Consider the following 21,330-nt stretch of genomic DNA (forward strand, 5'->3'; position numbering starts at 1 on the left):
GGTACCCGTGCCCCTACGCCCCGCCCTCGCCGCGGCCCTGGGCGCAGCCGCTCTGCTGTGCACCGCCGTCGCCCCGGCAGCCGCCGCCGACTCTTCCGAGACCGTGACGGTCGATCCGACCGGCCACATCGCCAAGGACGGCACGATCACGCTCACCGGCACCTACCGCTGCACCGATGCCTCCGGTGTCGCCTTCGTGAGCTCCACGGTCAGCCAGGGTGACCGCACGTCCGTGTACGGCATCGGCGGCACCCCCGCCCGGTGTGACGGCGCCGAGCACCGCTGGGAGAACACCGGCACGATCTCGCCGAAGTCCCTGAAGGCCGGCAAGGCCCATGTGCAGGCGACGGTCACGGACCTGCGCTCCGGCGGCGGCCTGCTGCTGTTGCTGCCGGACTTCCACGCCGTCCAGGAGCAGGACGTCACGCTCACCCAGAAGTGACGGACGTCCCCCCGCGCCGGGTGGCCCGGCACACCCTCCCGTGCCGGGCCACCCGGCGCACGTGCGGCGCCCGGCGTCAGGAGCGCTGCCAGCTGTGCGGCGCGTGGAAGGCGTGCGGGCGCCAGGAGGTGGTGCCGGGGGAGGAGGGCTCCGCACCGGCGCCGGCGAGGGCGCCCCGGCTGAGCAGCAGCACCGTGAGGGCGGCCAGCTCCTCGTCGGTGGCCTCGCCCTTCTCGACGCGGATCGGGGGAACGGGGGCGGGCGTGGGGGACAGGGACATGGGGACCTCCGTCACTGAGGGGGATTGCCGTGCTTGCGTGCGGGGCGCTCGGCGTGTTTGGCGCGGAGCATCGCGAGCGCGCCGATGAGGACGGCACGGGTGTCGGCCGGGTCGATCACGTCGTCGACCAGGCCGCGTTCGGCCGCGTAGTACGGGTGCATCAGCTCGGCCCTGTACTCCTTGACCAGCTCCGCCCGCATGGCCTCGGGATCGTCGGCCTCGGCGATCCGCCGGCGGAAGATGACGTTCGCGGCGCCCTCGGCGCCCATCACGGCGATCTCGTTGGTCGGCCAGGCGTAGGTCAGGTCGGCGCCGATCGACCGGGAGTCCATGACGATGTACGCGCCGCCGTAGGCCTTGCGCAGGATCAGCGAGATGCGGGGCACGGTGGCGTCGCAGTAGGCGTAGAGCAGCTTGGCGCCGTGCCGGATGATGCCGCCGTGCTCCTGGCCGACGCCCGGCAGGAAGCCGGGCACGTCGAGCAGGGTGACGATCGGGATGCTGAACGCGTCGCACAGCTGCACGAACCGGGCCGCCTTCTCGGACGCCTCGATGTCCAGCACACCGGCCAGGGTCTGCGGCTGGTTGGCGACGATCCCGACGACGTGGCCGTCCAGCCGGGCCAGGGCGCAGATGATGTTGCGGGCCCAGCGCTGGTGCACCTCCAGGTACTCGCCGTGGTCGACGATCTCCTCGATCACCCGGGTCATGTCGTACGGCCGGTTGCCGTCGGCCGGCACCAGGTCCGCGAGCGCGGGGCAGCGCCGGCCGGCCGGGTCGTCGCAGGGCACCGCGGGCGGGTTCTCCCGGTTGTTGCGGGGCAGGAGGGAGAGCAGGTACCGGACCTCCTCCAGACAGGTCTCCTCGTCGTCGTAGGCGAAGTGGCAGACGCCGGAGGTCTCGGCGTGGACGTCGGCGCCGCCGAGGCCGTTCTGGGTGATCTCCTCGCCGGTCACCGCCTTGACCACGTCCGGGCCCGTGATGAACATCTGCGAGGTCCCGCGGACCATGAAGACGAAGTCGGTCAGGGCGGGCGAGTAGGCGGCGCCGCCGGCGCAGGGCCCGAGCATCACGCTGATCTGCGGGATCACCCCGGAGGCGGCGGTGTTGCGGCGGAAGATGCCGCCGTACCCGGCGAGCGCGGTCACGCCCTCCTGGATGCGGGCGCCCGCACCGTCGTTCAGGGAGACCAGGGGCGCGCCGGCCGCGATGGCCATGTCCATGATCTTGTGGATCTTGGCGGCGTGGGCCTCGCCCAGCGCCCCGCCGAAGATGCGGAAGTCATGGGCGTAGACGAAGACGGTACGGCCCTCGACGGCACCCCAGCCGGTGACCACGCCGTCGGTGTACGGCCGCTTCGCCTCCAGGCCGAACCCGGTCGCCCGGTGCCGGCGCAGCGGCTCGACCTCGTGGAACGAGCCCTCGTCGAGGAGCAGGCCGATCCGCTCGCGCACGGTCAGCTTGCCCTTGGCCCGCTGGGCGGCCGTCGCCTTCTCGCCGGGGCCGGCGAGTACGCGTGCGCGCAGTTCGGCCAGTTCCGCGACCTGGGACTTCATGTCTGCCTGCCTCTGCGTGAGGGGTTCTCTTCGGTGGCGTCACCCCGCCGATCGTGACAACCGGGGCTGACCGTCGGCTGACGGGCCGTCTGTGCGTCAACGACCCGGTGACTCATGCTGGTTGGAGGAGCCGGTCGCCGGTGAGGGCCGGGTCGTGGGAGAGGATCGCGTTCTCGACCCGGCGCAGCGCGGGGGAGGGCTGGATGCCGAGTTCCTCGTCCAGCCGGCGCCGCATCCGGTGGAAGACGTCGAGGGCGTCGGCCTGCCGTCCCGAGCAGTACAGGGCGATCATCAGCTGCTCGCAGAACCGTTCCCGCAACGGGTGGTTGGCATGGGCGTCGGTCAGTTCCGCGAGCACGGCGGCGGGCCGGCCCAGCCGCAGCTCGGCGTCGAAGCGCAGCTCCATCGCCCGCATCCGGTGCTCCTCGTAGCGGGCGCCCGCCAGCTGGCACAGGGTCCCGCCGGGAAAGCCGCCGAAGACCGGCCCGCGCCACAGCGCCAGCGCGTCCCCGAGCAGCCGGGCGGTGCGCTCGGCGTCCCGAGGCCCGGCGGACTCGGCCAGCCGCACCGCCCGGACGAACTCGGCCGCGTCCAGCTCCCCCTCGCCCAGCCCCAGCCGGTAGCCGGCCGGATGCATCGTCACCCGCGACACCGGCCGGTCCGGCTCCAGCGCGCGGAGCCTGCGGCGCAGCCGGCTGATGTGCGCCTGCAGGGCGTTGGCCTGGTTGTCGGGCAAGGCCTCGCCCCACATCTCCTCGGCCAGGCTCTCCCCGGAGACCGGCCGGCCCTCGCAGACCAGCAGCGTCTGCACCAGGATGCGCTGCAGATCGCCCGGCACGTCCGCCGGACCGGCGTCGGTGCGTATCTGCAGTGGCCCGAGAACGGAGAACCTCAGCATGTCATTCCCCCTTGATGACCTTTGACGACAATTCCTCGGCGACGGTGTTTCCGGTGCGGTGCGGTGGAATGCGGGAGGCCGAACGCGCCACGCCCCGGCGGGCCTTTTCTCGAGCGGCCCGCCGGGGCGGTTGCTCCGCCGGGACGGGGGGCGGCCGGCGGACCTGGGAGGGTGAATCTGTTTCCGCGCGACGGACCGGTTAATTCGATTTCACCCGTGTACGGAAATCTTGGTACGACTGCCGTTCATGTCCCACACCCTCGCAGTGCGCGCTGACGGAATGCTGACGCGCTTCTGACACACGGCAATGAATTTCCAACTGCCCTTTTCCTGGGCGTCCCGGCGGTGCTGTACTCGCTTCGACACTCCCTTGCCGTGAAAACGCTCCCGAAAGGGGTACGGGAATGACCGCGACCACCACCGAAACCGCCACCGGAAACCGGGTGCTCGAGGCGATAGGCAGGCACACCGCGAGCGAGAACCCGAGTTCGTTCCTGGCACTCAACAGCGGAAACAGCATCTTCACCGTCCCGGGCACGGACGGCGTCGTCGTCCACCGCCGCACCGGCCGCTGGGCCGTGCAGTTCGGCGGCCCCTTCGCCGCCGAGGAGGACTACGACACCCTCCTGGAAGCCTTCCGGAGCCACGTCCGCGCCGAGGGCCTGAACCTCGTCGGCGTCCAGCTCCAGCGCACGGACGCCGAGCGCTACGCCCGGCGCGGCTTCACCGTCAACCAGGTCGGCGCCTCCTGGGCGGTGAGCCTCGACGGGTTCACCCTGCGCGGCACCAAGTTCATGCAGCTGCGCAACAAGATCTCCCGCGCCCACCGCAACGGCCTGACGATCCAGGAGGTCGACGCGGCCGACGTGACCGAGGCCATCGCCACCATCGACGCGGCCTGGCTCGGCTCCAAGGGCGGCGCCCAGCAACTGGAGTTCCTCGTCGGCCAGATCGGCGGCGAGGCCCAGGCGCACCGCCGGCTGTTCACCGGCACCATCGACGGCGCCCCGGTCGCCTACATCTCCTACTCGCCGGTGTACGGCAGCCGCGCCGGCTGGATGCACGACCTCAGCCGCCGCATCCCCGAGGGCTCCCCCGGCCTGATGGAGGCCATCAACGCGCACGCCGTCGAGGTGTTCCGGGCCGAGGGCGTCGAGTGGCTGCACTTCGGGTTCACGCCGTTCACCGGCCTGGACGCGAGCCATGAACTCGACGGCCACAGCCCGGCGTTCCAGTGGCTGATGCACGCCCTGTGGGCCGAGGGCGCGGCGCTGTACCCGGCGCAGACCCAGCTGTCGTACAAGCAGAAGTGGGCGCCGGACCTGCTCATCCCCGAGTACGTCGCCTTCGACGGCCCGCAGGCCTCACTGCCCGGGTTCGCGCACATCTTCCGTGCCTGCAACGCCTTCTGACGTCACATCACCCAGACGGGAGACCCATCATGAGCCAGTCCACCGAGGAACTCCAGCACGCCATGGTCGAGCAGCTCATGGCCGTCATCGGCGCCCCCGACGACCAGCAGGTCGCCGAGACCGCCGACACGGTCGTCCGCGCCCTCGACGAGCGGCTGCGCGCCGAGGCCGCCGCCTGAGCGCGCCCGGCTGGATCAGACCGGTATCAGTGCCACATCAGTACGGCACGGAACGCTGGACACACGTCCGCCCGGCGGTCCGGACCCGGGAGCACCGCACTGTGCTCCCGTCGCCCGGATCCGCCGGGCGGACCCCGACAGGACCTGTCCCGCGACGGTGACCGCACGCGGGAGCCGAAGTCGACTCGCGGCGCCCGCAGCTCCGCGGGGCAGCGGCGCCGCCGCCCGCACCGGGCACTTCTCCCAAGGAGAGCAACGCATGCAGCGTCCGCACACCCAGACGGCCGGGGTACCGGCTTTCGAGGCCGCCCCGCGCCCCGGCGCCTCGGCGACCTTCGCCGAACTGCTCAAACGGGTCAAGGCCGAGGGCCTGCTCGACCTCGACCCCCGCTACTACGTGGGCAAGCTCGCCCTCAACACCACCCTGCTGCTCATCGGCTTCGCCGCCTTCTTCGAGCTCGGCGACACCTGGTGGCAGCTCGTCACGGCCCTGTGGATGGGCCTGTGCGGCGGCCAGTCGGCGTTCATGTGGCACGACGCCGGCCACAAGGCGATGTTCCGCAGCAAGAAGGCCGCCTCCGCGGTCGGCTACATCCACGCCAACCTGGTCAACGGCGTCAGCTACGGCTGGTGGGTCAACCACCACAACCGGCACCACAGCAACCCCAACCACCTGGACATGGACCCGGACATCGGCCGGCGCACCGCCATCTTCGACATCAAGCAGTACCCCACCCGCAAGGGCACCCAGAAGTTCGTCGTGCGCTACCAGAGCGTGCTGTTCTTCGTGCTGCTCGTGCTGGAGGGCTTCAAGATGCTGAAGACGGCCGTCCTGTCGATCGTCCAGGGCAGGACCAAGCGGCCCGCGCTGGAGACGTTCCTGATCCTGCTGCGCGCCGCCGTGTATCTCACCTGCGTCTTCACCGTCCTGTCCCCGGCGCTCGCGGTCGCGTTCATCGTCGTCCAGCACGCCTCCCTCGGCGTCTACTTCGGCATGATCTTCGCCCCGAACCACAAGGGCATGCAGATCCGCGACGGCGAGGAGGAGACCCTGGACTGGCTGGAACGCCAGGTCCTCACCTCCCGCAACATCCGGCCCAGCCTGCTCATCGACTTCCTCTACGGCGGTCTCAACTACCAGGTGGAACACCACCTGTTCCCGGCCATGCCGCAGAAGAACCTGCCGCGTGCCCGGGAGCTGACCATGCAGTACTGCGCCGAACGCGGCGTGCCGTACCACGAGGTCGGGTTCTGGGCCTCCTACCGCGAGGTCGCCTCCTACCTCCACGAGGTCAGCGCGCCCGTCCGCCGCGGTGACGTGGAGGAACAGATCCGGCGCCGCGCCATGGAATCGGTCTGATCACCCACTCCCTTACGACAGCGCCCACTTCACCCCACACCCCACACCCCACACCCCGGCCCCCGGGCCGCACGCCCGGGCCCGCCGGTGGCCCGGGCGGTTCCTTGGCCGGGGGCGGACCTGAACCCCACGCAGGAGTCAGTAAGGAGCCAGCCCATGTCCCAGACCACCGCGGCGGCGGGCGGTGTCACCGCTGCCGCCCCGATCGGCGCCCGCCTGGACCGGCTGCCGATCACCGCGCTGCACCGCAGACTCACCGCGGTCGTCGGTGTCGGCCTGTTCTTCGACACCTTCGAGAACAACCTGTCCGGCACCATCGGCAAGGTGCTGCAGAGCGACTTCGGCTTCGGCGCGACCTCGCTCAAGCTCGTCCTCGCCTCCGCGTTCCTCGGCCAGTTCATCGGCTCGCTGACGCTCGGCCGGATCGCCGACCGGTTCGGCCGGCGCCGGGCCTTCCAGGTCAACCTGGCCGTCTACTCGGTCTGTTCCCTGCTCGGCGCCCTCTCGCCGGACGCCGCCTGGCTGATCGTGACCCGTTTCCTCGCCGGTCTCGGCATCGGCGCCGAACAGGCCCTGTCGGACTGCTACCTGGCGGACGTACTGCCCGCCTCGAAGCGCGGCCGCTTCATCGCCCGGGCCTACACCCTCGCCTTCTGCGGGGTCCCCGCGGTCGGCTTCGCCGCGCTGTGGCTGGTGCCCCGGACCCCGCTCGGCGTGGCCGGCTGGCGCTGGCTCTTCGTGCTCGGCGCGCTCGGCTCGGCCGTCGTGTGGCTGCTGCGCCGGGGCCTGATCGAGTCCCCACGCTGGCTCGCGGCGAAGGGCCGCACCGCGGAGGCCGAGAGGCTGGTGGGCCGGATGGAGGCCGAGGCGGCCGGTCGGGGTCTCCTGCCGGAGGGGCCCGCACCCCGTACCGAGGCCGTGGCGGACGGCGCCCGGCTGCGGGACGTGCTTGGCCCCGGCCTGCGCCGCCGCACCCTCGTGCTCTGGCTCTTCTGCGCGCTCTCGGTCGTCGGCTACTACGGCTTCGGCACCCTCGCCCCGCAGATCGTCGCCGCCAAGGGCTACGGCGTCGTCGCCGGACTCGGCTTCACCGCGCTGTCCTTCCTCGGCTACCCCGTGGGTTCCGCGCTCGCCCTGCCGATCGTGGACCGCGTCGAGCGCCGTACCCTGATCGCCCTCTCTGCGGCGGCGATGGTCGTGGCCGGACTCGGCTTCGCGTACGCGGCCTCGGCGGAACTGGTCGTGGTGTGCGGCTTCGCCTACACGCTCTGCAGCAACGTCTTCTCCAGCGTCTCCCACGTGTACCTGTCCGAGCAGTACCCCACCGCGATCCGGGCCACCGCCGCCGGCGCCGCCTACTCGCTGTCCAAACTCGGCGCCGCCGCACTGCCCTTCGTCCTGCTGCCGGTCCTCGACGCACACGGCGCCGGCGCCCTGTTCGCCGTGATCGCCGCAGCCATGGCCGTCCTGGCGCTCACCGTGCTGACCCTGGGCGAGCGCACCACCGGGACCCCGGTCGACTGAACCCTCCCAGTACCAGAAGGAGTTGAAGATGGCCTACGTCATCGGACTGCCCTGCGTCGACGTCAAGGACCGCTCCTGCATCGACGAATGCCCCGTCGACTGCATCTACGAAGGCCGCCGCGCCCTGTACATCCACCCGGACGAATGCGTGGACTGCGGGGCCTGCGAACCGGTCTGCCCGGTCGACGCCATCTACTTCCAGGACGACCTGCCCGAGGAGTGGGGCGGCGACCACGCGGCCTCCAACGCCGAGTTCTTCGCGGACCTCGGCTCGCCCGGCGGCGGCACCGCCCTCGGCCCCCAGGACCACGACTCGGCACTGGTGAGCGCGCTGCCCAAGGGGGTGTCGGTGGCATGAGCGGCATCCTCGCCGGGAAGCGGGTGCTGGTCACCGGAATGGTCACGGACGCCTCCATCGCCTTCCACGTGGCCCGGATCGCCCAGGAGGAGGGCGCCGAGGTGCTGCTCACCGGCTTCGGCCGGCTCTCCCTGATCGAGCGGTTCGCGGGCAAACTCCCCAAGGCCGCCCCGGTGATCGAGCTGGACGTCACCGACCAGGACCACCTGGACCGCCTCGCCGACCGGATCGGCGCCCACACCGACTCCCTCGACGGTGTGGTGCACTCCATCGCCTACGGGCCCGAGGGCGCCTTCTCCTTCCTCGACGGCACCTGGGCCGACGTGGCGACGGCCGTGCACGTCTCGGCGTACTCCCTGAAGGCCCTCACCACGGCCTGCCTGCCGCTGATGGAGCGGCGCGGCGGCTCGGTCGTCGGACTCACCTTCGACGCGAGCGTGGCCTGGCCGCACTACGACTGGATGGGCGTCGCCAAGGCCGCCCTGGAGTCCACCAGCCGCTACCTCGCCCGCGACCTCGGCGGCCACGGCATCCGCTGCAACCTCGTCGCGGCCGGCCCCCTGCGCTCCATGGCCGCCAGGTCCATCCCCGGCTTCTCCGAGCTGGCCGACGTCTGGGCCACCGGCCGCGCCCCGGCCGGCTGGGACCTCACCGACCCCGATCCGGCCGCCCGCGGCGTCGTAGCCCTGCTCTCGGACTTCTTCCCGCGCACCACGGGCGAGATCGTGCACGTGGACGGCGGGGTGCACATGACGGGCGCGTGAGACGCGCACGGCGAAGGGGCGGGAGTCCGACTCCCGCCCCTTCGCCGTGCCCTCACTCGGTCGCGCCCCCGGGCAGGATCCGCCGGAAGCCGGTGTACGGCACCAGCGCCTCGGGCAGCACCACGGACCCGTCGTCCCGGACGCCCTGCTCCAGCAGCGCCGCCACGGTCCGCCCGATGGGCAGGGCCGACCCGTTCAGGGTGGCCGCCGGGGTCTTCCGGCCGTCGGCACGCCTGACCCGGATGTCCGCGCGGCGGGCCTGGAAGGTGCCGCAGTCGGAGACCGAGGAGATCTCCCGGAAGGAGCCGCCGCCCGGCAGCCAGACCTCGATGTCGTACGTCATCCGCGCCGAGAAGCCCATGTCGCCCGCGGGCAACAGCACGGTACGGAAGGACAGTTCCAGCCGGCGCAGGCACTCCTCGGCGTGCCCGACCATCAGCTGAAGCTGCTCCTGCGCCTGCTCCGGCGCGCAGATCCGCACCAGCTCCACCTTCTCGAACTGGTGCAGCCTGAGCACACCGCGGGTGTCCCTGCCGTACGCCCCCGCCTCCGCGCGGAAGCAGGGGGTGCGGGCGGTGAAGGCGTACGGCAGGCTCCGCGCGTCCAGCAGCTGCCCGGCCACCAGGTTGGTCAGCGGCACCTCGGCGGTCGGGATCAGGAACAGTTCCCGGTCGCCGACCTGGGTGCGGAACAGGTCCTCCTCGAACTTGGGCAGTTGACCCGTGCCGGTCATGGTGTCCCGGCTGACCAGGAACGGCACGGACTGCTCGGTGTAGCCGTGCTCGCGGGTGTGCAGGTCGAGGAAGAAGTCGCCGAGGGCCCGCTCCAGCCGGGCACCGGCACCCCGGGCCACGCTGAACCGGGCGCCGGACAGCCGGGCCGCCGCGGGGGAGTCCAGGATGCCGAGCGCCTCACCGATCTCGGCGTGGTGGCGGGCCCCGTCCGCCGGACGCGGCGCGGGCCCGTCCCGCCGTATCTCCACGGCCTCCTTCTCCGAGTCACCGTCCGGGACGGCGTCCAGCGGCAGGTTGGGGATCGAGAGCATCAGCTCGCACAGCTCGCCTGCGGCCTTCCGGGCGGCGCTCTCCGCCTGCTGCACCTCGGCCCGCAGCGCACGCGCGGCCTCCTTCTCCGCCTCGGTCGGCGGGCCGGAGCGGCGCGCCCTGGCCGTACGGTTCAGCTCGGTGCGCAGCCGGGTGACCTCGGCCTGCGCGGCGGAGCGGTGGCGCAGGGCGGCGCTCAGCGCCTCCAGGTCGAGGTCGTGGCGGCGGCGGGCCAGGCGCCGTACGGCGTCCGGGCCCGCCTCGATCAGCTCGTGGGCGTCATGCATGGCGGTCTCCAGTCAGGGCGGGGGAGGGTGCCGGTGCGGGGGAGGCGAGGTGCCGGGTACCGAGCCGGCGGTAGCGCAGCGGGTGGGCCGAGCGCATGCGGGCGGCGTACGCCAGACCGCCCAGCGCGACCAGCGGCAGCAGCCAGGGCAGGGCGGCGATCACCTTCGAGGGGGACCCGGTGAGCATGTCGAAGTTGCCGACGACCAGCCAGACGGAGGCGGCCAGCCCGGCGAAGCCGAGCAGCGGGGCGAGGGTCTCCCGCCACCAGTGCCCGCCGCCCCCGCGCAGCCGCAGCCCGAGCACGGACAGCGCGGCCAGTGCCTGCAGCGCGACGATGCCGAGGGTGCCGAGGCCGAGCATGCTGGTGGTCAGGTCGGCGTACGGGTCGAGGCCCGCCACGGCGAAGGCGGCCACGACCACCGCGGTCAGCGCGCTCTGCGCGAGGCTCGCCCGGTGCGGGGAGCCGTGCCGTGCGTGCTCGGCGGCCAGGGCGCCCGGCAGCAGACCGTCCTCGGCGAGGACCTGCGCATACCGGTTGGCGGCGCTGTGCAGAGCCAGCGTCGCCGCGAACAGGCTGGTGCACAGCAGCACTTGGAGCCCCGTGCTGCCCGCCTTGCCGAGGAAGTCGTCGCCGAGTACGAAGAACAGGTCGCCCATCTCCTTGGCCGCGACCTCCCGCACCCGGCCACTGCCGACCGCACCCACCGCGAGCCAGCTGGTCAGCGCGTAGAAGCCGGCGATCAGCACGACGGCCGCGTACGTGGCCCGGGGCACGCTGCGCCGGGGATCCCTCGCCTCCTTGCCGTACAGCGCGGCCGACTCGAAGCCGATGAAGGAGACGAACGCGAACATCAGCGAGACGCCGGCGCCGGGGCCGGTGGCCGTGTGGGGGGAGAAGGAGGCGGTGGGCAGGGCATGCAGTCCGTGCCGTGCGAGGATGGCCACGTCGAGCGCCGCCAGCACACCGATCTCGCCCAGCATCAGCAGGGCGAGCACCCGGGCGCTGAGCGCGATCTCCCGGTACCCGAGCACGGCGGTCAGCACCAGCCCGACGGCCGCACACCACTCCCAGGACACCGTCAATCCATGGGCGGCGAGGACGAGTTGGGTGAAGTAGCCGAGCGCGCCCGCGAGCCCGATGGTGGCGCAGTTGTAGGAGAGCAGCGCGACATACCCGGCCGCGACGGCGGGCGGCCTGCCGAGTCCGTCGGCGACGGAGGCGTAGAAGCCGCCGGAGCCTCCGGTACGGCGGGCACTGACGGCATACCCGACCGAGAAGCACAGCAGGGTCACTCCGGCGAAGAGGAAGGCCGCGGGCACGCCGGCGCCGTCACCGAAGGCGAACGCGAGCGGGACCGTACCGACCATCGCGGACAGCGGTGCGGCCGCGGCGACGATGAGAAACAGGATGTGCCCGGTACCGAGCCGGCCGGGTGGGGAGGGGGAACGAGGGGTGGAACCACTGGTGGACATGGGGACTCCAGAGCAGGGAGGACCTGAAAAGGGGAACAGCCGCCCGCGGAGCTCTCTCGGCGGACGGCTGCTTGCGCATGTGCGCTCAGGCGGGGGCGATCGCCAGCGCCGTGTTCTGCCCGCCGAAGCCGAGGGAGTTGCTCAGGGCCAGGTCGATGGGCATCTCGGTCAGGGTCTGGGCCAGCTTGATCTCGATCCGGGGATCGGGCATGACCAGGTTGGCGACGGGCGGAATCAGCTCACGTTCCACGCTCAGCACGGCGAACACCGCTTCCACGGCCCCCGCCGCGCCGAGCAGATGACCGGTGACTCCCTTCGTGGAGGTGACGAGCGGATCCCCGCGCAGGGTCCGCTGGATCATGCGGGCCTCGGACAGGTCGTTCAGCGGTGTCGACGTGCCGTGGGCGTTCACGTGCTGCACGTCGTCCGGGTCCGCACCCGCGTCCGCGAGAGCGGCTCGCACCGCGGCCTCGATGCCCGTGCCGTCCGGGTGCGGGGACGTCATGTGGTGGGCGTCGGCCGTCGCTCCGTAGCCGATGATCCGGCCGTGGATGTGGGCGCCCCGCGCCCGCGCGTCGGCCACCCGCTCCATCACGAGGATCCCGGCACCCTCGCCCGCGACGAACCCGTCCCGGTCGGCGTCGAACGGCCGGGACGCGGACGCCGGATCGTCGTGCCGCTTCGACAGGGCGCCCATCTGCGCGAACCCGGCCATGACCAGTGGGGTGATCATGGCCTCGCTGCCCCCGGCCAGCACGATGTCGCACCGGCCGAGCGCCAGCAGGTCCCGCGCGGTGCCGATGGCGGTCGCGCCCGAGGCACAGGCCGTCGCCACCACCAGGTTGGGCCCGGTCGCCCCGAACTCGATGGCCGTCTGGCCGGCCAGCATGTTCGGCAGCTGCATGGGCAGCAGCAGCGGCGACACCCGGTCGGCGCCCTGCTCGCGCAGCACATGGTGCTGGTCCTCGACCGTGCCCGGACCGCCGTCGGCGCAGCCCAGCACCACACCCACCCGCGCGCCGTCCCAGGTCTGCGGGTCCAGGCCCGCGTCGGCCACCGCCTCGTGCGCGGCGACCAGCGCGAACTGCACGAAGCGGTCCAGCCGGTGGGCGCGCCGCGCGCTCAGCAGGGTCTCGGGGTCGAAGCCGGGCACCCGGCAGGAGATCTGTACGGGGTTGTCCGCCAGCACCGGATCGAGGGCGGCGGCCGGCCTGCCGTCGCAGACCGCCGCCCAGCTCGGCCCGACCCCGATCCCGCCCGGGGTGATCAGGCCGAGCCCGGTGACGGCGATGTCCATGCCGGCCATCAGACCGTCGCGCTCCGCTCCTCCATGAGCCGGACCATGTCGGCCACGGTCTCGGCCTCCAGGAGGTCGTCGTCGCTGATGTCCAGGTCCAGCTCGGACTTCAGCAGCAGCGACAGCTCCACCACGGCCAGCGAGTCCAGCTCGATGTCCTCCCGGGTGGCCTGCGGGGTGATGGCCTCGGGTGACACCTTGAGCTTGTTGGACAGGATTTCCTTGAGCTGCTCCAGCATGTCGGTTCCTTTCACAGGTATGTGCTGACGGTCGATCAGATGGTCTGCAGCTCCGGCCAGATGACAGTGGCCGCACCCCACGACAGGCCGCCGCCGAACGCGGTGAGCAGCACTCGGTGGCCCGCGGCGAGCCGCCCCTCGGCGGTGGCCTCGGCGAGCAGCAGCGGAATCGAGGCGGCGCCGGTGTTGCCGACCCGCTCGATGTTGCTCAGCCGGCCTTCGGCGGGGATGCCGAGCCGGTTCGAAACCGCCTCCAGGATCCGGGCGTTGGCCTGGTGGGCCACGAAACGGTCGACGCTGCCCAGGTGCCAGCCGGCCCGCACGGCGGCCTCGGTGGACGCGGCGGTCATGTGCTCCACCGCGTGCCGGTAGGTGTCCCGGCCGAGCATCTGGAAGAAGTGGTCCCGCGCGGCGGCCTCACGGCCGGTGGACCGCTGCCGGGAGCCGCCCGCGGGCACCTCGATCAGATGGCTCAGCTCGCCGTCGCTGCCGAGCACCAGTGGCCCGATCGCCCCCGGTTCGGCGGGCGAGCCGGCCCGCAGCACGACCGCGCCCGCGCCGTCCGCGAAGATCACCGCGGTGGTGCGGTCGGCCGGGTCGATGATCGTCGTGAAGGCGTCGGCGGCGATCAGCAGCACGCTGTCCGCGACGCCGGCCGCGATCAGCCCCGCGGCGGACGCGAGGCCGTAGAGGAACCCGGAGCAGACGGCCGCCACGTCGAAGGCCGGCACGGGTCCGAGCCCCAGCCGCGCGGCCACCTGCGGTGCGGTGGCCGGGCAGGGCTGGTCCGGGGTGGTGGTGGCGAGCACCACCGCCCCGACGCGCTCGTCCCCGGCGGACTTCAGGGCCCGCAGGCCCGCCTCGACCGCCAGGTCGCCGGTGGAGGTGCCCGGCGAGACGACGTACCGTTCGGCGATCCCGGTGCGGGACCGGATCCAGGCGTCGGAGGTCTCCAGCCGGGCCGAAAGGTCGTCGTTGGTCACCCGGTTGGGCGGGACGTACGACCCGATCCCGGCGACGACCGCGGCCCGCCCGCTGCTCATGCGCCGGCCTCCGACGAGAGGACCTCGACGGGCAGGCCCATGTAGGCGATGCGGACCTCGGCCATCTCGTCGGTCCACCGCTCGGCCATGTCGTAGCGCTGCTCGGCGGTGGTGTCGAGCAGCCGTACGCCCGGCCAGATCTCGTAGTCGCCGATGAGGTCCGCGTGCCGGCCCATGCCCTCCTGGAACAGTTCCTCGCGGTGGAGGACGAACTCCCGGTCCGGGATCTCGTCCCACAGCTCGACGCCCGCGCGCAGGATCTGAAGCAGCCTGGGTTTGTACTCGGGATGCTCGGCGACGTGGTCGCGCAGGATGGTGCTGGCCACGGTCAGGTGCCTGATCTCGTCGATGGCCGTGCCGCGCGAGATCTCGCCGGTCGCCGGGGACAGCGGGGTCCACTTGCGCTCGCTCAGCTCGGCGGCCGGGGCGAGCACGCCCTCGATGATGATGGCGAACACGGCGACCCCGCCGGGGAAGTCGGCCTGGTCGCGGACGATGTCCAGGGTGAAGTCCACCACCGGGTCCAGGACCCGCTTGCGGTAGTCCCGGGCCATCTCCTCGATGTCCTTCAGCAGGGTCCGCTGCGGGATGCCCAGCTCCACCAGGTGCTGGCGGAAGACCCGGGCGTGCCGGGCCTCGTCGAGCAGCTGGGTGGCGTAGAACTCCATCTGGGGGATGCCGGGCGCGATCGAGACGTAGTGGCCGAGCAGCCGGGTGGCCAGCTCCTCCGCCAGCGCCCGGAAGCCGAACTCCAGCACCAGCGCCTGGCGCAGCGGGCCGGGCGCCTTCAGGAAGTCCGGGGTGAGCGCGTTCTCGTGGTGGCCGGTCGCCCCGCGGTCGCGCAGGGTGCCCTGGGCGACCGAGGTGATCCAGTAGGCGAGGTCGCACTCCTCGGGGCCGAGGGTGAGTTCCTTCGCGCCGTCCAGCAGACCGGGCGCCTTCTCCCAGTCCGCCTCCGGTGCCACAGGTGCGGTCATGACGCGGCGGCCTCCTTCGCCGAGCGCAGGGAGCCGGCGTACAGCCCGCCGGCGTAGGACAACAGCGGGATCCCGTCGTCCGCGGTGGCCCGCACGACGTGGCCGAGCAGCAGTTCGCTGTCGCCCGCCGGGTGCGCGGAGTGGAAGCGGCAGACGTAGTGGGCGAGCGCGCCCGCGACCAGCGGGGCGTGCGCGTACCGGTCCGCCGTCCAGGCGAGGCCCGCGAAGGCCGCGTCGCCGTCGGGCCGGGAGCTGTCCGCGAACCGCCGTGCCACATCGGCCTGTTCGGCGCCGAGCACATTGATCGCGAACCGGCCCTCCGCGGCCGCCAGCCGGGCGAAGGACGAGCCCGCCCGCAGCACGACCCCGACGAGCAGGGGCTCGCGCGAGACGAGGGTGACCGTGCTGGCGGTCGTGCCGTGCATCTGGTCCTCGGGGCCGGTGGTCAGCAGGGACACCGGGGAGGCGAGGTGGTACAGGGCGCGCCGGCGCTCCGCGGGGTCCTGCCGGACCGGGCGTCGTACCTCCGTGGCGGTGGTCATCGCACGGCCTCCGTCTCGCGTACGACACGTGCGGGCACGTGTCCGACCGGCACCGGGTCCATGGCGTGCCCGACCGGCTTCGGGTGGGGCAGGCCCAGGTCGTCGAGGAGGCGCAGATAGCCCTCCTGGCGGACCGGTTCGAAGGGCAGCGCGAAGGACTTCATGAAGTTGCCGAACAGGCCGCGGTCGCCGAACAGATGGAAGGGCAGCACCAGCAGCGCCCACTCCGGCCTGACCAGCCAGCACCACAGCGCGGCGACCGCGCCCTGGGTGATGAGGCTGTGCATGACGTTGTAGAGGACGTAGTAGGCCTTGGGGATCGGCCGGCCGCCGCTCCTGCGGAACGCGATCGCGCCGGGGATGTAGCCGATCAGGTCGATGTAGAGGAACAGTCCGAGCGCCGGCAGCCAGCGGATGTCGCCGAAGTGGTAGACGATCAGGCCGGTGGTGACGGCGAGGCCCACCAGGTACTCGGCGCGGTGCAGCGAGTAGGTGCGCGGGGTCTCGAAGGGGTTCGCCTGGTCCATGGTCAGCTCCTCGCGCGGGTCCTAGGCGCCGACCGCGGCGGGCGTGGTGAGTTCGATGCCGCCCTGGATGCGCACGGCCGGGAACAGGCCGGTCAGCGCCCAGGCGACGGTCTCCTTGATGACCCGCTCGGCGATCGGGTCGAGGATGCCCTCCAGGCTCGGGATGCCGAAGTCGAAGTCGGCGTCGAAGCGGACCGTGACGTCCGCGCCGGACTGCCGGACGGACCAGGTCCCGGAGAAGGAGTCGAAGTCCCCGTCGGACTGCTCGAAGCGGATCGCGCCCTCCTCCGGCACGACCACGTCGTCCTCGGTCCAGCGCAGCAGGCCGCTGCGGAAGTGCAGCTCCCAGCTGGAGGAGGCCTTCGGGTCGGGGTAGGAGGCGTGCACGGTCGTCGCGTTGACGTGGGGCGCCAGGTCGGGGTACTTCTCCCAGCGCCGTACGGCGTGCAGGACCGTGTCGGCCTGCTCCGCGGGTATCAGGGCATCGAGTTCGACGTGCCGCACGATCAGTTACCGCCTTCCGGCATCTTGGCCGCGCCCTTGATCAGGTCGCGGGTGGCCAGGTCGAAGGAGTTGACGAGGAAGTCCACGTCGGTGTCGTCCAGCACGGCGGGCGGGGTGAACCGCACCACCGAGCTGCCGTTCATGGAGTGGTTGGCGACCACGCCGTGGTTGAACAGCTCGATCAGCAGCTCGCCGGCGAGGCCCGCCTCGACCAGCTCGACGCCGATGAGCAGGCCCCGGCCGCGCACGTCCACCAACAGCTCGGGGATGTTGCGCCGGGCGACCTCCGCGATCCGCGGCAGCAGCCGGGCGCCGAGGTCCATGGCCCGGGTGACCAGGCGCTCCTCCTTCACGGCCCGGATCGCGCCCTGCACGGCGGCCATCAGCACCGGCTGCCCGGAGAAGGTGGCGGTGTGGACGTAGGGGTCCTTGTCGAAGGGGCGGAACGCCTTGCGGGTGGCGACGGCCGCCGACACCGGCATCACCCCGCCGCCGAGCGCCTTGCCGGTGAGCAGGACGTCCGGGACGACGCCCTCGATGTCGGCGCCCCACCACTCGCCGAGCCGCCCGAACCCGGACTGCACCTCGTCGAGGATCAGGAAGCCGTCGTACTCGCGGACCAGTTCCTCGACCCGCTTCAGGTAACCCTTCGGCGGGACGATCACCCCGCCCTCGCCCTGCACCGGCTCCAGGATCACGCACACCTCGCCCGGGTGGGCCCTCAGCTCGGCCTCCAGGGCGTCGGCGTCGCCGTACGGCAGGTGCTGGAAGTCGGGGACGAGCGGGCGGAACGGCGCCTGGTAGACGTCCTTGGCGGTCGCCGACAGCGCGCCCAGCGTCTTGCCGTGGTAGCCGCCGCGCATCGAGACGGTCCGCTTGCGGCCGCCCGCGCGGGCCAGCTTCAGCCCCGTCTCGACCGCCTCGGCGCCGGACAGCGCGAAGTGCACGCGGTCGAGACCGGGCGGCAGCACCGACACCAGCGCCTCGGCGGCGCGGGCCACCGTCGGCTCCAGCAGGATGCGGGTCGCGGTGGGGTGGGTGCGCAGCTGGCGCTCCACCTCCTCCATGACGATCGGGTGCCGGGCGCCCATGATGAACACGCCGTAGCCGCCCGCGTTCAGGAAGCGCTCACCGTCACTGGTGGTGAGCCAGGCGCCCTCGGACGCCACCTCCATATGACTGCCGAACAACTCGGCGAGCGTGGCCCGGCCCTTGCTGAGGTGGGCGCGGTAGAGGTTGAGGATCTCGGCCTCGTCGTCGACGGCCGGGGCGGATGGTGATTCCTGTACAACGGTCACGTGTCACTCACTCCAGAAACAGGGTGGTGGGGAAGCGGTCTTCCAGCCGAGCTCTACGCCAGAACCAGCGGCCCCCCGCCGAAATAGGCGAGAAGCGGCTCGGACGCACCGATACGGGACGGCGGATGAAAGGCCAGCGCACGCGTAGCCGCAGCGGCCTGTGCGCCGGCCGAGTTGCTGATGAACTCCAGCCCGCCCAGCAGCTCCAGCGCCCGCCCCACGATGTCCGGCAGAGCGTTCTGCACCGCGTAGCGGGCGACCAGCACCCGCGCCACCGACTCCTCGTCGCCGGGCTCGGGCCCGGTGCCGCGGGCCACGCCCTCCAGCAGAGCCAGCCCGGCCTCCATGTCGACGGCGAGAGCCGCCCGCTCCTCGGCGCCGCCCCGCTTGCGCTCCAGCACCTGCTCCACCAGCGCGGCGGCGGCGCCGGCGTACCCGCCGGAGATCAGCATCTCGAACCAGACGAACCCGGCCGACTGCAGGTCGTCCAGGCGGGTCGGGTCGTCGTCGCCGGCCCGTACGACCATCTCGGCCGGGACGAACACGTCCTCCAGCCGCACCTCGTCGCTCTCCGCGCCCGCCAGCAGGTCGTTGCCCCAGAACGGGTGCACGGACAGGCCGGGCGCGTCGGCGGGCACGACCGCCAGTGCCAGTTCCGGCTCGCCGCCGTCCTCGCCGTGGATCGCGATGGACGCGGTCAGCAGGCTCATCGAACGGGACAGGCTGCACGGCTTCTTCGCGCCGGACAGCAGGAACCCGCCCTCCACCGGGCGCGCGGTGACGGCCGGCTTGAGGATGTTCTGCGCGGTACGGCCCTCGGCCCAGCCGGACGCCATCACCTGCTGCTCCGGCACGATCCGGTGCAGCAGCTCGGTCTGCGCGGCGGTGAGCCGGCCCGACTTCACCGCGAGCGAGTACAGCATGGCCGCGGTGAAGTGGTGCATGGACACCGCCGCGACCAGGGACGGCGACAGCGCGCCCAGGGCCAGCTGCACCCGCAGCGCCTCCAGCGGGGCCGCGCCGTGGCCGCCGTAGGCCTCGGGTATGAGCAGGCCGACCCCGCCGTGGATGCGGAAGAGGTCGATCACGGGGCTGCCGGGCCGCTCCCGCTCGTCGTACGGGATCTGCTCCAGCTCCTTGAGCAGTCCGGGGTGGAACCGCTCGCAGACGGTCCGGGCGGCATCGAGGGAACGCACGGGAAACCTCCGCAGGTCGGGGTGTGGTCAGGCGCCGAAGACCGCGTCGTACGGGCTCACGTCGCGGGCGATGCTGACTCCCTGCACGTGGGAGGTCTTGAGCATCGGGTAGTTGGCCTCGCCGAAGGCGCCGCCGGTGCGGCCGGTGCCGCCGTGGCTCGGCAGGTACGGCAGGAAGCCGATGTGGGAGTCGTTGACCTTCAGCAGGCCGCCGTTGACCGTGCGCCGCACGAAGGTCTCCACGACGTGGTCCGAGCGGGACCACAGGGAGTTGCGCAGCCCGTAGTCGTTGCTGTTGACGAACTGCAGGAACGCTTCCAGAAGGGCGTCGTCGTTGTCGCGTTCGGCGACCACGATCGGGATCAGCGGGAAGAAGGTCTCCTCGCGGACCACGTCGTACGTCCGCGCCCGGTCCAGTCCCTCCACCCGCACCACCGTCGGCTGCAGGAACACGCCCGTCTCCGAGACCGTGCCGTCCAGCTCGGTGCGGTGCCCGCCGGTCACCAGCTCGGCGCCGTTGTCCAGGGCCTGCCGCAGCAGCCGGAAGAACCGCTCGCTGCGCCGGACCGGCGACAGCAGTACGTCCTCCTCCTCGGGCAGGCCCGGCCGGATGCCCTTGACCTGCTCCTTCACCTCGGCGATCAGCGCCTCGGCGACATCGGGGTGGACGAGGACGTAGTTGGGCACCATGCAGATCTGCCCGGAGCCGTAGAAGGCCTCCGTGATCGCCTCGGCCGCCCACTTCACGTCGGCGTCCTTCCACACCACGATGCCGTCATTGCCGGCGAGCTCGAGGATGGGCTTCTTGCCGTGCGCCACGCAGCTCTGCTCGAAGCGCAGGCCCTCCTGGCTGCCGCCGATGTAGAAGATGTCGTTGATCAGCGGGTCGGCGATCCAGCGGTCCATGGTCTGCTTCGGATTGGAGCAGACCGCGTTGAGCACCCCGGCCGGCGCGTCGGCCTCCTCCAGCAGCGGGGCGACGACGTCCCGCAGCAGCCACATCGTGGACAGCGCGATGCTGCGCGGCGCCCGCACCACTACCGCGTTGCCGGCCATCAGCGCCAGCACGCACAGGGCGGCGCTCGGCAGCGGGGCGTTCTGCGGCGGGTTGAAGGCGACGACGCCGTCCGGCTGGCGGTGCAGGATCAGCTTGCGGCCGTTGTACTCCTTCTCCACCCGCATCTGCTTCAGGTACCAGCGCAGGGAGCCGGGAGCGTAGATCTGCAGCAGGCAGCTCAGCTCCCAGCGGGCGAGCTTCACCGGGTGGGACTCGGCGACCAGCATGCGCAGGAACTCGTCCTGGTGCTTGATCAGTTCCTCGCGGAAGCGGGTGCCCAGCCGCATCCGCCGCTCCAGCGGTACGGCCGCCCAGTCGGGCGCGGCAGCGGCGGCGGCCTGGGTGGCCAGGTCGATGGCGGAGTCGTCGGCGATCGCGCAGCGGCCGACGACATAGGGGTGCCGCGCCGCCTCGGACTCCGGGTCCTGTTCGAGGGAGCGCTTCAGGCTCACGCTGGTGAACACGTCTTCCAGCAGGGAGCGCCCGCTGACGGTGTAGACCCAGCCGTCGCCGGCCACGTCCTTGCCCGCGATGTAGAGGTCGTAGCTCTTCAATCCGGAAGGTGCCTCAGCACTCTCCTCCTGCGCGGCTTCGCGAAGCATCTTCAGCCTTTCGGATATGGCGTGTGGATTTCTTGAAGCAAGGCGAGCCTGGCAGCGGAATCTGACCCCGCGCTGACGCCCGACTGACCGGCCCGATCCGGCCAACTGCCGCGTGGGAAGCCGTCAGTGGGGTGTCAGGCGGCGCTGCTTGCATGAGCTGCATGCCACCTGTCGACAGCACGAGCCGGCGCCTGCGCGAGCTGCCGCGCAGCGAACTCGCTGAAGAAATCGAGTCAATCGTCCTCGGGAAATTCAAAGCCGTTCTGCTCATGGACGATTCCGAGGACCTCCCGCTCGACGTCAGCTATTTCGATCTCGGCCTCACCTCGCTGCGGCTGACCGAGATACGGCAGAGCCTGGAACAGCTCCTGGACCTGTCGATCAACGTCAGCGTGCTCTTCAACGAGCCGACGATCGCCCATCTCGTGGACCACCTGACCCAGGCCATCAAGGAAGCTTGAGGAGTCGCTC

23 protein-coding genes are annotated in these 21,330 nt (G+C 71.8%); 8 read left to right on the top strand and 15 right to left on the bottom strand.

The window, feature by feature from the left end; translation table 11 throughout:
* Nucleotides 1-7 precede the first annotated feature (7 nt).
* Nucleotides 8-442 carry a DUF6299 family protein gene (locus ACFYZB_RS27970; RefSeq protein WP_351210983.1) on the top strand — a complete coding sequence of 145 codons (435 nt, stop codon included), beginning with the start codon at nucleotides 8-10 and terminating at the stop codon, nucleotides 440-442.
* 76 nt (nucleotides 443-518) lie between these two features.
* Here the strand turns inward: ACFYZB_RS27970 and ACFYZB_RS27975 are convergent, their stop codons facing one another.
* From ACFYZB_RS27975 to ACFYZB_RS27985, 3 genes are all read right to left on the bottom strand, one after another.
* On the bottom strand, nucleotides 519-722 hold the full coding sequence (locus ACFYZB_RS27975; RefSeq protein WP_388763410.1) for an acyl-CoA carboxylase subunit epsilon: 204 nt from the start codon (nucleotides 720-722) through the stop codon (nucleotides 519-521).
* Between the two features lie 11 nt (nucleotides 723-733).
* Nucleotides 734-2,278 (bottom strand): acyl-CoA carboxylase subunit beta, encoded by a 1,545-nt coding sequence (locus tag ACFYZB_RS27980; RefSeq protein ID WP_351210987.1) that lies wholly within the window; start codon nucleotides 2,276-2,278, stop codon nucleotides 734-736.
* Between the two features lie 112 nt (nucleotides 2,279-2,390).
* The gene (locus tag ACFYZB_RS27985; protein ID WP_388763412.1) at nucleotides 2,391-3,176 is read right to left on the bottom strand and encodes a BTAD domain-containing putative transcriptional regulator; all 786 of its coding nucleotides are present in this window, start codon (nucleotides 3,174-3,176) and stop codon (nucleotides 2,391-2,393) included.
* Nucleotides 3,177-3,580: 404 nt separating this feature from the next.
* Between ACFYZB_RS27985 and ACFYZB_RS27990 the strand changes: the two genes are divergently transcribed.
* From ACFYZB_RS27990 to fabI, 6 genes are all read left to right on the top strand, one after another.
* Nucleotides 3,581-4,588 carry a DUF2156 domain-containing protein gene (locus ACFYZB_RS27990; protein ID WP_388763414.1) on the top strand — a complete coding sequence of 336 codons (1,008 nt, stop codon included), beginning with the start codon at nucleotides 3,581-3,583 and terminating at the stop codon, nucleotides 4,586-4,588.
* A gap of 29 nt (nucleotides 4,589-4,617) precedes the next feature.
* Nucleotides 4,618-4,767 carry a hypothetical protein gene (locus ACFYZB_RS27995; RefSeq protein ID WP_388763415.1) on the top strand — a complete coding sequence of 50 codons (150 nt, stop codon included), beginning with the start codon at nucleotides 4,618-4,620 and terminating at the stop codon, nucleotides 4,765-4,767.
* A gap of 259 nt (nucleotides 4,768-5,026) precedes the next feature.
* Nucleotides 5,027-6,127, top strand: coding sequence for an acyl-CoA desaturase (locus tag ACFYZB_RS28000; protein WP_351210995.1), 1,101 nt, complete (start codon nucleotides 5,027-5,029; stop codon nucleotides 6,125-6,127).
* Between the two features lie 156 nt (nucleotides 6,128-6,283).
* Nucleotides 6,284-7,651 (top strand): MFS transporter, encoded by a 1,368-nt coding sequence (locus ACFYZB_RS28005; protein WP_388763417.1) that lies wholly within the window; start codon nucleotides 6,284-6,286, stop codon nucleotides 7,649-7,651.
* Nucleotides 7,652-7,679: 28 nt separating this feature from the next.
* Entirely contained in the window at nucleotides 7,680-8,009 is a 330-nt protein-coding gene (gene fdxA, locus ACFYZB_RS28010; RefSeq protein WP_388763419.1) for a ferredoxin, read from the top strand.
* Entirely contained in the window at nucleotides 8,006-8,773 is a 768-nt protein-coding gene (gene fabI, locus ACFYZB_RS28015; RefSeq protein ID WP_388763420.1) for an enoyl-ACP reductase FabI, read from the top strand. The genes fdxA and fabI overlap by 4 nt, the downstream gene beginning before the upstream one ends.
* Nucleotides 8,774-8,825: 52 nt before the next feature.
* On the opposite strand, the gene serS is transcribed toward fabI, so the two are convergent.
* The 12 genes from serS to ACFYZB_RS28075 all read right to left on the bottom strand — a co-directional run bounded on the left by serS (nucleotide 8,826) and on the right by ACFYZB_RS28075 (nucleotide 20,859).
* Complete coding sequence (gene serS, locus ACFYZB_RS28020) at nucleotides 8,826-10,103, bottom strand: serine--tRNA ligase (protein ID WP_388763421.1); 1,278 nt, start codon at nucleotides 10,101-10,103, stop codon at nucleotides 8,826-8,828.
* A complete protein-coding gene (locus ACFYZB_RS28025) occupies nucleotides 10,096-11,577 on the bottom strand; it encodes an APC family permease (protein WP_388763423.1) in 1,482 nt (493 codons plus the stop codon). The genes serS and ACFYZB_RS28025 overlap by 8 nt, the downstream gene beginning before the upstream one ends.
* 85 nt (nucleotides 11,578-11,662) lie before the next feature.
* The gene (locus ACFYZB_RS28030; RefSeq protein WP_351211006.1) at nucleotides 11,663-12,883 is read right to left on the bottom strand and encodes a beta-ketoacyl-[acyl-carrier-protein] synthase family protein; all 1,221 of its coding nucleotides are present in this window, start codon (nucleotides 12,881-12,883) and stop codon (nucleotides 11,663-11,665) included.
* Nucleotides 12,883-13,113, bottom strand: a complete 231-nt coding sequence (locus ACFYZB_RS28035) for a phosphopantetheine-binding protein (protein WP_351211008.1) — start codon at nucleotides 13,111-13,113, stop codon at nucleotides 12,883-12,885. The genes ACFYZB_RS28030 and ACFYZB_RS28035 overlap by 1 nt, the downstream gene beginning before the upstream one ends.
* A 35-nt stretch (nucleotides 13,114-13,148) precedes the next feature.
* Entirely contained in the window at nucleotides 13,149-14,156 is a 1,008-nt protein-coding gene (locus ACFYZB_RS28040; protein ID WP_388763424.1) for a beta-ketoacyl-ACP synthase III, read from the bottom strand.
* A complete protein-coding gene (locus ACFYZB_RS28045) occupies nucleotides 14,153-15,133 on the bottom strand; it encodes a VlmB-like protein (protein WP_388763426.1) in 981 nt (326 codons plus the stop codon). Before ACFYZB_RS28045 ends, ACFYZB_RS28040 begins: the two co-directional genes overlap by 4 nt.
* On the bottom strand, nucleotides 15,130-15,675 hold the full coding sequence (locus ACFYZB_RS28050; protein WP_388763428.1) for a flavin reductase family protein: 546 nt from the start codon (nucleotides 15,673-15,675) through the stop codon (nucleotides 15,130-15,132). The genes ACFYZB_RS28045 and ACFYZB_RS28050 overlap by 4 nt, the downstream gene beginning before the upstream one ends.
* The gene (locus ACFYZB_RS28055) at nucleotides 15,672-16,202 is read right to left on the bottom strand and encodes a hypothetical protein (RefSeq protein WP_351211016.1); all 531 of its coding nucleotides are present in this window, start codon (nucleotides 16,200-16,202) and stop codon (nucleotides 15,672-15,674) included. Before ACFYZB_RS28055 ends, ACFYZB_RS28050 begins: the two co-directional genes overlap by 4 nt.
* Nucleotides 16,203-16,223: 21 nt before the next feature.
* Entirely contained in the window at nucleotides 16,224-16,706 is a 483-nt protein-coding gene (locus tag ACFYZB_RS28060) for a type II toxin-antitoxin system RatA family toxin (RefSeq protein WP_388763430.1), read from the bottom strand.
* A 2-nt stretch (nucleotides 16,707-16,708) separates the two neighbouring features.
* Nucleotides 16,709-18,004 (bottom strand): aspartate aminotransferase family protein, encoded by a 1,296-nt coding sequence (locus ACFYZB_RS28065; RefSeq protein ID WP_388763432.1) that lies wholly within the window; start codon nucleotides 18,002-18,004, stop codon nucleotides 16,709-16,711.
* Nucleotides 18,005-18,057: 53 nt separating this feature from the next.
* Nucleotides 18,058-19,200 (bottom strand): acyl-CoA dehydrogenase, encoded by a 1,143-nt coding sequence (locus ACFYZB_RS28070; RefSeq protein ID WP_388763434.1) that lies wholly within the window; start codon nucleotides 19,198-19,200, stop codon nucleotides 18,058-18,060.
* Nucleotides 19,201-19,227: 27 nt separating this feature from the next.
* Entirely contained in the window at nucleotides 19,228-20,859 is a 1,632-nt protein-coding gene (locus ACFYZB_RS28075) for an aldehyde dehydrogenase family protein (protein ID WP_388763436.1), read from the bottom strand.
* 161 nt (nucleotides 20,860-21,020) lie between these two features.
* Between ACFYZB_RS28075 and ACFYZB_RS28080 the strand changes: the two genes are divergently transcribed.
* Nucleotides 21,021-21,320: an acyl carrier protein gene (locus ACFYZB_RS28080; RefSeq protein WP_351211026.1), complete on the top strand. Its 300-nt coding sequence runs from the start codon at nucleotides 21,021-21,023 to the stop codon at nucleotides 21,318-21,320.
* Nucleotides 21,321-21,330 lie beyond the last annotated feature (10 nt).

It is taken from the genome of Streptomyces sp. NPDC001852 (genome assembly GCF_042891825.1).
GTDB lineage: Bacteria > Actinomycetota > Actinomycetes > Streptomycetales > Streptomycetaceae > Streptomyces.

Coding starts and splice junctions, on each gene's coding strand:
- ACFYZB_RS27990 (WP_388763414.1), top strand. CDS start 3,581: ATGACCGCGACCACCACCGAAACCGCCACCGGAAACCGGGTGCTCGAG.
- ACFYZB_RS28025 (WP_388763423.1), bottom strand. CDS start 11,577: ATGTCCACCAGTGGTTCCACCCCTCGTTCCCCCTCCCCACCCGGCCGG.
- serS (WP_388763421.1), bottom strand. CDS start 10,103: ATGCATGACGCCCACGAGCTGATCGAGGCGGGCCCGGACGCCGTACGG.
- fabI (WP_388763420.1), top strand. CDS start 8,006: ATGAGCGGCATCCTCGCCGGGAAGCGGGTGCTGGTCACCGGAATGGTC.
- ACFYZB_RS27980 (WP_351210987.1), bottom strand. CDS start 2,278: ATGAAGTCCCAGGTCGCGGAACTGGCCGAACTGCGCGCACGCGTACTC.
- ACFYZB_RS28075 (WP_388763436.1), bottom strand. CDS start 20,859: ATGCTTCGCGAAGCCGCGCAGGAGGAGAGTGCTGAGGCACCTTCCGGA.
- ACFYZB_RS27985 (WP_388763412.1), bottom strand. CDS start 3,176: ATGCTGAGGTTCTCCGTTCTCGGGCCACTGCAGATACGCACCGACGCC.
- ACFYZB_RS28035 (WP_351211008.1), bottom strand. CDS start 13,113: ATGCTGGAGCAGCTCAAGGAAATCCTGTCCAACAAGCTCAAGGTGTCA.
- ACFYZB_RS28050 (WP_388763428.1), bottom strand. CDS start 15,675: ATGACCACCGCCACGGAGGTACGACGCCCGGTCCGGCAGGACCCCGCG.
- fdxA (WP_388763419.1), top strand. CDS start 7,680: ATGGCCTACGTCATCGGACTGCCCTGCGTCGACGTCAAGGACCGCTCC.
- ACFYZB_RS27975 (WP_388763410.1), bottom strand. CDS start 722: ATGTCCCTGTCCCCCACGCCCGCCCCCGTTCCCCCGATCCGCGTCGAG.
- ACFYZB_RS28080 (WP_351211026.1), top strand. CDS start 21,021: ATGCCACCTGTCGACAGCACGAGCCGGCGCCTGCGCGAGCTGCCGCGC.
- ACFYZB_RS28000 (WP_351210995.1), top strand. CDS start 5,027: ATGCAGCGTCCGCACACCCAGACGGCCGGGGTACCGGCTTTCGAGGCC.
- ACFYZB_RS28045 (WP_388763426.1), bottom strand. CDS start 15,133: ATGACCGCACCTGTGGCACCGGAGGCGGACTGGGAGAAGGCGCCCGGT.
- ACFYZB_RS27995 (WP_388763415.1), top strand. CDS start 4,618: ATGAGCCAGTCCACCGAGGAACTCCAGCACGCCATGGTCGAGCAGCTC.
- ACFYZB_RS28030 (WP_351211006.1), bottom strand. CDS start 12,883: ATGGCCGGCATGGACATCGCCGTCACCGGGCTCGGCCTGATCACCCCG.
- ACFYZB_RS28055 (WP_351211016.1), bottom strand. CDS start 16,202: ATGGACCAGGCGAACCCCTTCGAGACCCCGCGCACCTACTCGCTGCAC.
- ACFYZB_RS28005 (WP_388763417.1), top strand. CDS start 6,284: ATGTCCCAGACCACCGCGGCGGCGGGCGGTGTCACCGCTGCCGCCCCG.
- ACFYZB_RS28040 (WP_388763424.1), bottom strand. CDS start 14,156: ATGAGCAGCGGGCGGGCCGCGGTCGTCGCCGGGATCGGGTCGTACGTC.